The sequence below is a fragment of the Dactylosporangium sucinum genome (genome assembly GCF_014647515.1).
In the GTDB taxonomy this organism is placed as follows: domain Bacteria; phylum Actinomycetota; class Actinomycetes; order Mycobacteriales; family Micromonosporaceae; genus Dactylosporangium; species Dactylosporangium sucinum.
The window spans coordinates 52,466-63,626 of the sequence record NZ_BMPI01000061.1 but is presented as its reverse complement, the minus strand read 5'-3'; the positions used below and the strand labels follow the sequence as shown (position 1 = coordinate 63,626).

General features: G+C 71.4%; 12 protein-coding genes. 2 read left to right on the top strand and 10 right to left on the bottom strand.

What is annotated here, in order from left to right:
• Positions 1-102 precede the first annotated feature (102 nt).
• The 3 genes from IEZ31_RS42650 to IEZ31_RS42640 form a co-directional block, all read right to left on the bottom strand.
• Complete coding sequence (locus IEZ31_RS42650; RefSeq protein ID WP_190255850.1) at positions 103-1,116, bottom strand: inorganic phosphate transporter; 1,014 nt, start codon at positions 1,114-1,116, stop codon at positions 103-105.
• A 2-nt stretch (positions 1,117-1,118) separates the two neighbouring features.
• On the bottom strand, positions 1,119-1,745 hold the full coding sequence (locus tag IEZ31_RS42645) for a DUF47 domain-containing protein (protein ID WP_190255833.1): 627 nt from the start codon (positions 1,743-1,745) through the stop codon (positions 1,119-1,121).
• Positions 1,746-1,877: 132 nt separating this feature from the next.
• Positions 1,878-2,798: a PI-PLC domain-containing protein gene (locus tag IEZ31_RS42640; RefSeq protein WP_190255832.1), complete on the bottom strand. Its 921-nt coding sequence runs from the start codon at positions 2,796-2,798 to the stop codon at positions 1,878-1,880.
• 60 nt (positions 2,799-2,858) lie between these two features.
• On the opposite strand from IEZ31_RS42640, the gene sigJ reads away from it, so the two are divergent.
• On the top strand, positions 2,859-3,734 hold the full coding sequence (sigJ, locus tag IEZ31_RS42635; protein WP_268241737.1) for an RNA polymerase sigma factor SigJ: 876 nt from the start codon (positions 2,859-2,861) through the stop codon (positions 3,732-3,734).
• Here the strand turns inward: sigJ and IEZ31_RS42630 are convergent.
• Positions 3,717-4,217, bottom strand: a complete 501-nt coding sequence (locus IEZ31_RS42630) for a DUF402 domain-containing protein (protein WP_190255831.1) — start codon at positions 4,215-4,217, stop codon at positions 3,717-3,719. The genes sigJ and IEZ31_RS42630 overlap by 18 nt on opposite strands.
• A gap of 40 nt (positions 4,218-4,257) precedes the next feature.
• Here IEZ31_RS42630 and IEZ31_RS42625 point away from each other — a divergent pair, with 40 nt between their 5' ends.
• A complete protein-coding gene (locus IEZ31_RS42625; RefSeq protein ID WP_373294773.1) occupies positions 4,258-6,291 on the top strand; it encodes an ATP-dependent DNA helicase in 2,034 nt (677 codons plus the stop codon).
• A 656-nt stretch (positions 6,292-6,947) separates the two neighbouring features.
• Here IEZ31_RS42625 and IEZ31_RS42620 read toward each other — a convergent pair.
• The 6 genes from IEZ31_RS42620 to IEZ31_RS42600 form a co-directional block, all read right to left on the bottom strand.
• Positions 6,948-7,736, bottom strand: a complete 789-nt coding sequence (locus IEZ31_RS42620) for a hypothetical protein (protein WP_190255829.1) — start codon at positions 7,734-7,736, stop codon at positions 6,948-6,950.
• 84 nt (positions 7,737-7,820) lie between these two features.
• A complete protein-coding gene (locus tag IEZ31_RS42615; RefSeq protein ID WP_190255828.1) occupies positions 7,821-8,132 on the bottom strand; it encodes a DUF1416 domain-containing protein in 312 nt (103 codons plus the stop codon).
• A gap of 14 nt (positions 8,133-8,146) precedes the next feature.
• Positions 8,147-8,998: a sulfurtransferase gene (locus IEZ31_RS42610; RefSeq protein WP_190255827.1), complete on the bottom strand. Its 852-nt coding sequence runs from the start codon at positions 8,996-8,998 to the stop codon at positions 8,147-8,149.
• A 213-nt stretch (positions 8,999-9,211) separates the two neighbouring features.
• Positions 9,212-9,280 carry a putative leader peptide gene (locus IEZ31_RS59570; protein ID WP_343869004.1) on the bottom strand — a complete coding sequence of 23 codons (69 nt, stop codon included), beginning with the start codon at positions 9,278-9,280 and terminating at the stop codon, positions 9,212-9,214.
• 55 nt (positions 9,281-9,335) lie between these two features.
• Complete coding sequence (locus IEZ31_RS42605) at positions 9,336-10,106, bottom strand: LmeA family phospholipid-binding protein (RefSeq protein WP_190255826.1); 771 nt, start codon at positions 10,104-10,106, stop codon at positions 9,336-9,338.
• A 111-nt stretch (positions 10,107-10,217) separates the two neighbouring features.
• Positions 10,218-11,147, bottom strand: a complete 930-nt coding sequence (locus tag IEZ31_RS42600; protein WP_229836607.1) for a hypothetical protein — start codon at positions 11,145-11,147, stop codon at positions 10,218-10,220.
• Positions 11,148-11,161: the final 14 nt, after the last annotated feature.

Here is an 11,161-nt window from a genome sequence, read left to right as displayed (position 1 = left end):
CCCGACGCCGTGATCGTCTCCTCCGACTAGCGGGGGCCGGGCGGTCGCGTTGACCTTGGAAGATTCCCGTCGCCGGGGCGACCGAAAACTTCCAAGGTCGACTCAGAACAGGGGGCGGACCGCCAGGTAGGACAACACCGCGATCAGCGCCGCGGCCGGGAAGGTCAGGACCCATGCGGTCACGATGTTGCCCGCCACGTTCCAGCGGACCGCCGACAGGCGTTTCGTCGCGCCCACGCCCATGATGGCGGACGTGATCGTGTGGGTCGTCGAGATCGGCAGGCCCAGCTGCGACGTCGTGAACAGGACGCCCGCGGCCACCGTCTCGGCCGCGAAGCCCTGCGGCGGGTCCAGGTCGATCACCTTGCGGCCGAGGGTGCGGATGATGCGCCAGCCGCCCGCGTACGTGCCCAGGGCCAGCACCGTGGACGAGGCCAGGAAGACCCACTCCGGGATGTGCGTGGTGTTGTCCTGGTAGCCGCCCGCGTACAGGGCCAGGACCACGATGCCCATCGTCTTCGCGGCGTCCTGCATGCCGTGGCCGACCGACATCGCGGCGGCGGAGACCGTCTGGGCCAGGCGGAAGCCGCGGGTCAGCTTGCGCGGCTGGCCGCGGCGGAAGATCCACATGATGGCGAGCATCACGATGCCGCCCAGCAGGAAGCCCACCAGGGGCGAGGCGACCATCGGGATGATGACCTTCTCCAGGATGCCGCCCCAGAGCACCTTGCCGTCGTGGCCCAGCCAGACGGCGCCGAGGGTGGCGCCGACCAGGCCGCCGAAGAGGGCGTGGGACGAGGATGAGGGGATCCCGAAGTACCACGTGATCAAATTCCAGGCGATCGCCCCGATGACGCCGGCGAAGACCACGCCCAGGCTCGACAGGCCGGCCGGGAGGTCGACGATGCCGCTGCCGACCGTCTTGGCGACGTGACCGCCCAGGTGGGCGCCGACGAAGTTGCCGACCGCGGCCATGAGCAGGCCGGCCCGCGGAGTGAGGGCGCGCGTCGACACCGAGGTGGCGATGGCGTTCGCGGCGTCGTGAAAACCATTCGTGTAGTCGAAGGCCAGCGCCACCACGATGACGGCGACGACCGCGACGAGCTGCGCGTCGATGGCTAGGACTCCTTGACCACGATCGTCTCGACCGTGTTCGCCACGTGCTCGAAGGCGTCGCAGGCCGCCTCCAGCTCGTCGACGACCTCCTTCATCTTGAGCACGGTCAACGCGTCGTACTCGCCGGAGAACAGCCGCACGAGGGCCATCCGGTAGGCGCTGTCACCCTCGTTCTCGAGCCGGTTGCACTCGACCCAGTACTCCTCGAGACCCTTCATGGTCTTGAGCCGGGGCATGGCCTCGGCGGTGAGGCGGGACTGCTGGTCGAGCACCTTGACGATCTCGTGGATCTCGCGGGGGAGCGTGGGCAGCTTGGTGAGGCCGTAGAGGTACAGGAGGCTCCCCACCGCCTCCAGGTGGTCCATCACGTCGTCGAGCAGCGACCCGAGCCGGTAGATGTCCTCGCGGTCGAACGGGGTGATGAAGCTTGAGTTGATCTTCTTGTACAGCTCGTGCGTGATCGCGTCGCTGTCGTGCTCGACCTCGACGAGGCGTTCGCTCACCGACTGCACGTCGACGCCCGGCAGAGCCAGCTCGGAGAGCAGGTCCGTGCCCTTCACGAGGTTCGCGGCCGCACGGCTGAAGAACTCGTAGAACGAATCGTCGCTGGGACGAAGCCTCAACCGCACAGCAGGACCTCGATCGTCGGTAACGGGGGAGCCGGGCATCCCCCGGCTGGGTGAATCGTAGGGGTAAGCCTAGATCGACGCCGAGGCGCCAGCCCCCGCCAGCAGGCCGTTCATGTCGCGTTTACCTGGGGTTCACCTTTGGCTGGTTAGCCGCTCCGGCGCGTATCGCATCGTTTCCGCGCGGTGTTTGAACTCGCGCCGGACGGGCCGGCGCAGGAACCGCGCGAGCGCCACCCGGTGCCGGCTGCCGATCAGGTCGGCCTCGGCCGCCTGCAGTTCCCGCCAGAACGCCGTGCGGACCCGGCGGGGCGACTCCGGCACATCGACGAACCGCACCCGCCGGCCGTCGCCGTGTGCGGCTCTGACCAGGGAGCGCACGATGTGCCGGGCCTCGGCCGGGAACTCCGGCCACTCCTCGTGCGGGTCGTACCGCAGCCGGGACGCGAGCGCGTCGCTCACCATCGGCGCGACCGTGACGGGCAGCCCGCCCGGCTCCAGGTCGCTGAAGCGCCCCTCCAGGAAGGCGTGCCGCTCGTAGGCGCCGAGCAGGTCGGCCCGCGACCAGTGCGGCCCGGTGAGCAGAACGGTGATCGCGCCCGGGATCACGCGGCCGCCCAGAAATGTGGTGAGGATCGCACCGTGTGGGCGCAGGAGCCGGGCCAGCACCTCGTACGGCGAGCCCGTCTCCGAGCGGACCAGCAGCAGGAACGGCTCGGCCCGGCGTGGGTGCACGCGCCCGAGCGCGTTGCCGGCGACCCGGTTGGCCAGCGGCGTCAGCACCGCCTGCTCGAACGTCGGCGGCTCCTCGCCGGGCGGCATCGCGCAGGTCAGCCGCAGCTCGCCGGCGACGAGCCGGACGCCGACCTCGACCCCGGCGTAGCCGGCCCGGGCCGCGGCGACCGCCGGGTCGACCGGGCCGTCGATCGCCACGTAGAGGCCGCGCGCGAGGTAGGGCTTCCCCCGGCGGGCGCGCGCCGCGGTGGCGGCACCGAGCGCGCCCAGCGCCGCGAGACCGACGAGGCCGCCGGCGACCGTGGCCAGTCCATTGCTCATTCGCAAATCGTACTTAACGTACATATCGCCCGACGGACAAACGCTGGTTGAATTGACCCCGTGACTGACGCGTTCAGCGCGCATCGCGGCCACCTGTTCGGGGTCGCGTACCGGATGCTGGGCAGCCGGGCCGATGCCGAGGACGTGGTGCAGGAGGCCTGGCTGCGGTATGCGGCCGCGGACCAGGGCCAGATCGTCGACCTGCGGGCCTGGCTGACCACGGTGACCGGGCGGCTCTGCCTCGACCTGCTGCGGTCCGCGCGGGTGCGGCGCGAGGCGTACGTGGGGCAGTGGCTGCCCGAGCCGATCGTGGAGCGCCTGCCCGACCAGGGTGCCGATCCCGGCGAGTCGGTCGCGCTGAGCGAGAGCGTGAGCCTCGCGCTGTTGCTGATCCTCGACACGCTCAGCCCGGAGCAGCGGGTGGCGTTCGTGCTGCACGACGTGTTCGCGGTGCCGTTCGGCGAGGTGGCGGGCACCCTCGGTACCACCGCTGAGAACGCCAGGCAATTGGCGTCCCGCGCGCGTCGAGCCGTCGCGGCCGGCGAACACCGCCACACCACCTCCCGCGCTCGTCAGGCGGAGGTGTTCGCCGCGTTCACCGCGGCCGCCGCCGGGGGCGACCTCGACGCGCTGCTCAAGGTGCTCGCGCCCGACGTCGTCGCGATCGGTGACGGCGGCGGGATCGGCCCGGCGGCGAGGCGGCCCGTCGAGGGCGCGCTGCAGGTGGGCCGGTTCGTGCTCGGCCTGTACCGGCAGGCGCGCCGACTCGGCTACGAGGTGATGCCCGCGCTGGTCAACGGCGACCTGGGGATCGTGATGCGGATGGGCGACGGCTACGCGGTGTCCAGCCTCGCGATCAGCCCTTCCGGTTTGGTGACGGGGGTCTACAACCAGCTCAACCCCGCGAAGCTCACGGGGCTAGACGACGAGTTCTAGCCATTCGTGGTACTTCGAGCCGAAGGGTTCGTTGCGGTCGCGCACGTTCTCGAAGAGCCAGGCGGCGCTGGCCTCGGCCTCGGCCACGACGTCGGGCGGGTACGAGTACTTCACCTGGTGGGCGGCGAACTCGTCCTCGTCCAGCAGCTCCACGGCGCCGGCTCTTCTCCGCCGTACGTCGAGGTCGAGATCGATCGCGGTGACCTCGGTCTCGCCGAGCCAGTGCGGCACGGTGGTGATGTCGCAGTAGATCTCGGTGCGGTGGGGCGCGGCGTTGAAGCAGGCCGTCCACCAGCTCTGCCGCGGGAAGAGCAGCACGTGGGGGCCTTCCACCGGGCCGGTGCGCGTCGGTCCACGGTGGACGATCGTGCCGCTGTCGGCGCCGACCCAGATGCCGTGGTCGTCCTCGCCGAGGAGTCTCGTCTCGTAGTTCCAGTGGAGGGATCCGTCGAACTTGCGGTAGACGACGCGCACCTGGGTCATGTGGGAATTCTGTCGTACGGAGCGGGTAGCGTGCGTTGACGTGAAAGCCTCCGTCTCCGACCTTCTCGCCGCGGCCGTCGGCGCGGTGCCCGGCGGCGCCGAGCGGCCCGGGCAGCACGCGATGGCCGAGGCCATCGCCACCGCCGTCGACCGGGAGGAGCACCTGCTGGTGCAGGCCGGCACGGGCACCGGCAAGTCCCTGGCCTATCTGGTGCCGTCGCTGCTGGTGAAGGGGCCGGTGGTGGTGTCGACCGCCACGCTGGCGCTGCAGTCCCAGCTGGTCGACCACGACCTGCCGCGGCTGGCCGAGGCGGTCGAGCCGCTGCTGCGGCGCAAGCCGACGTTCGCCGTGCTCAAGGGCCGCCACCACTACCTGTGCCTGGCCCGGCTGGAGGGCACCTCGGCCGACGAGCCCGACGACGCGCTGTTCGACGTGGGGGAGTCGAAGCAGACCAAGTGGCTCGGCGAGGCCGGCCGGCTCGGCAAGCAGATCGACCGGCTGCGCGACTGGGCGATGGAGACCGAGACCGGCGACCGCGACGAGCTCGACCCGGGCGTCGACGACTCGGCGTGGAAGATGGTCTCGATGCCGGCCCGCGAGTGCGTCGGCGCGCAGCGCTGTCCCTACGGCGCGGAGTGCTTCGCCGAGGCGTCCCGGGCGCGCGCCCGCGAGGTCGACGTCGTGGTGACCAACCACAGCCTGCTCGCCGTCGACATGCTCACCGGCCGGCAGATCATCCCGCCGCACGAGCTGCTGGTCGTCGACGAGGCGCACGAGCTGGCCGACCGGGTCAGCTCCGCCTCCCAGGCCGAGCTGACGCCCGACCTGCTGGAGCGCTCGGCCCGGCGCTGCCGGTCCTACGTCGACGACGACGTGGCCGACCGCCTGATGGAGGCGGGCGACGCGCTCACGGTCGCCCTGGCCGACGCCCCAGCCGGCCGGATCACGGGCGCGCTGCCCACCCCGCTCGCCGAGGCCCTGACGCTGCTCGACGCCGGCGGCCGCAAGGCCCTCGACGCGATCGGCGAGGTCAAGGCCGACGACGCCGACCCGGTCCGCAAGCAGCAGGCCAAGACGATGATCACCGACCTGACCAAGGTCGCCCAGCGCATGCTCGCCAACGCCGACCACGACGTCACCTGGATCGAGCGCGACGACCGCGGCCGCCGCGCCGTCGTCATCGCGCCGCTGTCGGTGGCCGGCACGCTCAACGTGCACCTGTTCCACGAGCGGACGGTCGTGGCCACGTCGGCCACCCTGGCGCTGGGCGGCCAGTTCGACACCGTGGCCCGCTCCCTCGGCCTGCCGGTCGCCCCGCCCGCGTCCCCGGCGGCCCCCGGCTCCCCGGCCGACGCGGCGCGCGAGGCGGTCATCCGCGCCGACGCCGCCCGCGACGAGCTGACCTGGAACTCGCTCGACGTCGGCTCCCCGTTCGACTACGCGAAGCAGGGCATCCTCTACGTCGCCGCCCACCTGCCCCGCCCGCAGACCTCCGGCCTGCCCGACGCGACCGCCAACGAGATGGTCGAGCTGGTGGAGGCCCTGGGCGGCCGCGCGCTGGGCCTGTTCTCCTCCCGCCGCGCGGCCGAGCGCGCCGCCGAGGTCCTGCGCGCCCGCACCCCCGGCATCAAGATCCTGCTGCAGGGCGAGGAGGCGCTGCCCATCCTGGTCCGCAAGTTCCGCGAGGACCGCAACAGCTGCCTGCTCGGCGTGATGTCCCTCTGGCAGGGCGTCGACGTCCCGGGCGACGCCTGCCAGCTGGTCATCATCGACCGCCTCCCGTTCCCGCGCCCCGACGAGCCCCTCGCCGCCGCCCGCTCCGCCGCCGTCGACGCCTCGGGCGGCTCGGGCTTCGCCGCGATCAGCGTCCCGATCGCCGCGGTCCGCCTGGCCCAGGGCGTGGGCCGGCTGATCCGCGCGAACACGGACAAGGGCGTGGTGGCGGTGCTCGACTCGCGCCTGGAGACGGCCCGCTCCTACGGGGCATACTTGCGCGCGTCCCTCCCCCCGTTCTGGTACACGACAAAGCCCGACCTGGTCCGCGGCGCCCTGAAGCGCCTCCGCGCCTCGTAGCTCACCGCCCGGGCCGCCGCTCACCGCCCGGGTCGCCGGTCACGGGCCGGGTCGCCGGTCACGGGCCGGGTCGCCGGTCACGGGCCGGGTCGCCGGTCACGGCCGGGGGGAGCCGACTCCGAGCTCGGTGACCGGGGCGTGGTCGGTCGCAACCCACGGCGCTGCTCTGTGGCGCTGGCCGGCTGTGGCATTGGCCGGTCCGTGGCGCCGGCCGGTCCGTGGCGCCGGCCAATTTTGTGGTGCTGGCCGGTTGTCGCGCCGGCCGGCGGTGGTGCTGGCCGGCCGTGGCGTCGATGGCGGGTGGCCCGGAGAGTTCCGCCGCCAGAGCGTTGTGGGTCGAGCCCCGTTCCATGATCGATGGAGACTTCTGGTCGCCATGACAGCCAGAAGTCTCCATGGATCATGGCGTGGTCGGCGGGCCGGTTGAGCGGGAGCCGTTTCGGCGATTTGTTGCGGCGACATGCCCGTGTCGGCGGTGCCTGTGCCGGCGGTGCCCGCGTCCGCGGCCGCTGGGCCGTGTGCGCGCTGGGCCGTCTCGTGATCCAGGGAAGCTCCTGGTCGTTCTGGCAGCCAGAAGTTTCCCTTGATCATGGCGCGGGCGGAGCAGGTGGCCGACCGATCGCCAGTTTGGGCGATTTGTCCCGCAAACCGCGGCGTCAGCAGCCGGCCGTCGACGTGATGGTCAACGAGTCGGTGTCCTTGCGGAGGGACGCGCCTGCCTCGCCGGCCCGGTAGGCGAAGAGCTTCTCGGTGTCCAGTACCACCGCCGACGGCGGGACCGTCGTGCGGGCCTTCGTGTCGTCCGTGACCGGGGCCTTCGCCTCCACCGTCCACAGCGTGCCGCCCGACGGGCAGGTCAGGCGGTGGGTCTGCCAGGACGACGCGGGCTTGCCCAGCGTGTCCAGCACCGCCTGGACCGGGGCGCGGTTGGCCTTCTCGGACTGCGGGGTCGCCTCCACGACCGGGGCGTCCTGCACCCGGCAGCCCGTGTCCGCCGTGAACCGGAGCTGGCCCGCGGCCACCATGCCGCCCCGCAGGAGGACGAAGTTGCCGGCATCGGCGCTCAGCGTGTGCGTGGTGAGCGTGTGGCTGACCGAGGCCTTGTACGAAGCCGGGAGCGCGGACTTGACCCGGTCGATGGTGGGGCCCTCTTCGCTGCTCTTGACGTACACCATGAGGATCCGCTCGAACCGGGTGCCCTCGCGGGCCGAGGTCACCCGGCAGCTCTGGTCCGTGCGCGTGTACCCCGACAGCACCGCCACGGACGACGCCGGATCGAGGGCCGCATAGACCGACCCCAGCGCTGTATCAAGCGTCGGCAGGGCTTCGGCGATCGTGGTCTGGTCGCGAGCCGTGGGCGAATCGTACCGGTACGAGAAGTAAGCGAGCCCGCCGATGACGAGGGCCCACGCGGCGGTACCGGCGATGATCCAGCGACGCTTCACGGCCGCCATCCTGCCAGTTGAGACGCGCGACGCCGCCCGCCGGGGTTGGGCCCGGCGAGCGGCGTCCCGTTTACCGGTAGGGTCTCAGCCGACCGAGACGGCGACCTCGTTGATGCCGCGGTCGGCGGCCAGCGTGGCGTCACCGTTGCCCTGGCGGGACAGGGCGCGCAGCGTCCAGGTGCCCGGGGCGGCGAAGAAGCGGAACTGGCCGGCCGGCGAGGTGACGACCTCGGCCGTGAACTCGCCGGTGGAGTCGAGCAGGCGGACGTAGGCGCCGCCGACGGGGCCCTCGCCGGAGCTCACCACGCCGGTGATCACCGTCTCCTTCTCCACGTCCACGCTCGCCGGGATGGGCGCGCTCTGCTCGGGCGCGCCGCAGCTGTCAACAGTGCTCATGATCCGATCCCCTCTCAGGCCTGGCCGGGCTCGTCGCCGACCGCGACGGGCACGCCGACCAGCGAGCCGTACTCGGTCCAGGAGCCGTCGTAGTTGCGCACGTCGCTGTGGCCGAGAATCTCCTTCAGCACGAACCAGGAGTGCGAGGAGCGCTCGCCGATCCGGCAGTACGCGATGGTCGCCTTGCTGTCGTCGAGGCCGGCGGCGGCGTAGATCGAGCGCAGCTCGTCGTCGGACTTGAACGTGCCGTCCTCGTTCGCGGCCTTGCTCCACGGCACCGACACCGCGGTCGGGATGTGGCCGGGGCGCTGCGCCTGCTCCTGCGGGAGGTGCGCCGGCGCGAGGAGGCGGCCCGCGTACTCGTCGGGGGAGCGGACGTCGACCAGGTTGGCCACGCCGATCGCCTTGACGGCGTCGTCGCGGAAGGCGCGGATCGACAGGTCCTGGTCGTGGGCGGCGACGTAGGTGGTGGCCGGGCGGGTGACGTCGTCCTTGTTCAGCGGACGGGCGTCGAGCTCCCACTTCTTGCGGCCGCCGTCGAGCAGCTTGACGTCGCCGTGGCCGTAGAGCTTGAAGTACCAGTACGCGTACGCCGCGAACCAGTTGTTGTTGCCGCCGTAGAGGATGACGGTGTCGTCGTTGCCGATGCCCTTGCTGGACAGCAGCGCCTCGAACTGCTCCTTGTTGACGAAGTCCCGGCGGACCTGGTCCTGCAGCTCGGTCTTCCAGTTGATCTTGACGGCGCCGGGGATGTGGCCGCCGTCGTAGGCGGAGGTGTCCTCGTCGACCTCGACGAAGACGACGTTGTCGGTGCCGACGTTCTGCTCGGCCCAGTCGGCCGTGACCAGGGCGGACTCGCGACTCATGAGTGTTCTCTCTCCCAGGGACGTTTTGGGGTGGGTCGAGTCGACACACGGGTCGGGGTGTGCACCACGCCGCGCGCGACCCGAGGGGACGGATCACGGTTTCGGCGATGGGTCTGCGTTGCCGGCGAGAAGAGAAAATGCACGGCCCAAACCCATCGGTCTGGGGCGCCGCTGCCTCGAGCCGTTATGAGAGCACGCTGAGCAGCCGCACCATCAGGAGCGGCAACACAGACAGGTGGCCACGCGGCACAGGTCGACCGCGCGCCGTCGAGTGAGCAGCATGCTCATGGTCTGGCAGCCTAGCATCGCCGGGCGGGTCGGCCCAGCGTCCGCCAGGTCACTGTCCGGTCAGCTTGACGTTTTCCGCCGAGGCGGTGACCTGAAGTCCCGCGTCCGTGCTCTGGACATTGTTGATGACGAGGTTGTAGGGGAGGCCCGGCAGGCGCAGTGCGACCTGCAGGCGGCCCTGGTTGGCCTTGATGAAGTTGTTGACCACCGGCGGCAGGTTGCCCTCCTCCGACGTCACCGACTCCAGCTTGAGCCGCACCTTGCCGGTCTCGACGACCATGCTGCCGCGCGCCAGCAGGGTGATGGTGAATCCCTGGTACTGCAGCGGAATCCGAATCTCGATCTTGTTGTTGACGACCTTCAGGTCCACCTGCGACGGGTCGATCTGGGACGGCAGACCGGCGAGCTCCAGCAGCGGCCGCACGTTCTCCCAGCTCATCGACGCCGTGCCGACGACGACTCCGGCGGTGACGTCACCGCTGCCGTTGATCAGGTCGCGGGCGTCGGCCCGCACCGACCGCGCCTCGACGGTGAGGTCGTTCAGTTTGACGTTCTGGATCTTCGGCTGGTCGAGGAAGATCGTGATCTTCTTGTACTCGCCGGCGACGACCTGCGTCAGGAAGGGGAACCCGGTCACGTCCACCTTGGGGCCACCCTGGTACGTCACCTCGTTGGCGGCCAGCTGGTTGCGCGTCTCCTCGGTGATGCGGTCCTCCGCCGCCGAGGCCGCGATGCGGTCCACCACGAAGAGCACGCCGCACAGGATGATGGCCAGGACGACCAGCACGATGCCGGCCTTGGCCCCTCGACTCGCCGCCACGGCGCTCCCTTCCGAAGATGTAGGACTCTTCCATTTGGGCCGCGGCCTTCGGCTCTTGGCCGGCTAGAACGACCGTACCCAGTCACCAGGATTTCGTACCGTGGCAACCCGTCACAGGATCAGCAGTGAGCTGGCGACGTAGGCCGCCGGCGCCGCGAACGCGAACGCGCCGATCGGACCCTGGATGTGCCGGGCGAGCCAGAAGGCCGGCTCGTCGCCGTCGATCACCCGGCTCGCGTCCGCATAGCCGACCGACAGGTCGACCATCACCGCGACGATCGCCGTGGCCAGGCCGGCCAGCGCGGCCGGCAGGGGATCGAGCCCCTCGAGGTAGTTGCCGATGGCGCCGGCGGCGGCGGTGCCCACCATCGCGCCGAGCACCACACCGGCGCCGCCCCGCGGCACCTGGGGCGCGATGCGCGGCAGCGGCACGATCGCGTCGACGATCCGGGCGATGAACAGCGCGATCCCGGCCGCGGCGACGCAGGCCACGATCGCCTGGGTGCCGTGCGGGATGCGGCCGAGCACCACCAGGCTGGCCAGGGACACCACCCCGAGGGTGACGAGGAGTGACGACCCGAGCGACTCGGTCACCCGCTGGCGGCCGGCCGGGCGGGTGAGCTGCCCGACGACGCCGATGATGAAGCCGGCCGCGGTGACGTAGGCCAGCGGCGCGAGCGACGCCGGGCGGGTCCAGACGGCGGCGAAGTCGGTGCCGATCGCCACGGCCAGGCCGACGGTCGCCACCACGCGCGGGGCCGGCGGCCGGCTGGCGACCGTCCACACAGCGACGAACAGCGCCTGCACGCCGAAGATCACCACGGCATACGACTCGTGGGGGGTCTGCGCGCCGACCACCAGGCCGATCATGACGAGGGCCGCGAACCCGGCGACGCCGAGCGACAGGAATCGCCGGACCGGTGGCAACGGGACAGGCTCATCGGGCGCCGGCTCGTCGTCCTCCCGGTGGCGGCGGGACGACGGCTCGGCGGCCGGGGGCCAGGCGCCGTGGTCCTCGGTGGGGGGCGGGGTAGCGGGCACGCCCCGATCGTGCC

Bases quoted from the DNA above. Each gene is read 5' to 3' on its own strand.
- IEZ31_RS42640 (WP_190255832.1), bottom strand. From the start codon at position 2,798: ATGAGCAATGGACTGGCCACGGTCGCCGGCGGCCTCGTCGGTCTCGCG.
- IEZ31_RS42630 (WP_190255831.1), bottom strand. From the start codon at position 4,217: ATGACCCAGGTGCGCGTCGTCTACCGCAAGTTCGACGGATCCCTCCAC.
- IEZ31_RS42615 (WP_190255828.1), bottom strand. From the start codon at position 8,132: ATGAGCACTGTTGACAGCTGCGGCGCGCCCGAGCAGAGCGCGCCCATC.
- IEZ31_RS42610 (WP_190255827.1), bottom strand. From the start codon at position 8,998: ATGAGTCGCGAGTCCGCCCTGGTCACGGCCGACTGGGCCGAGCAGAAC.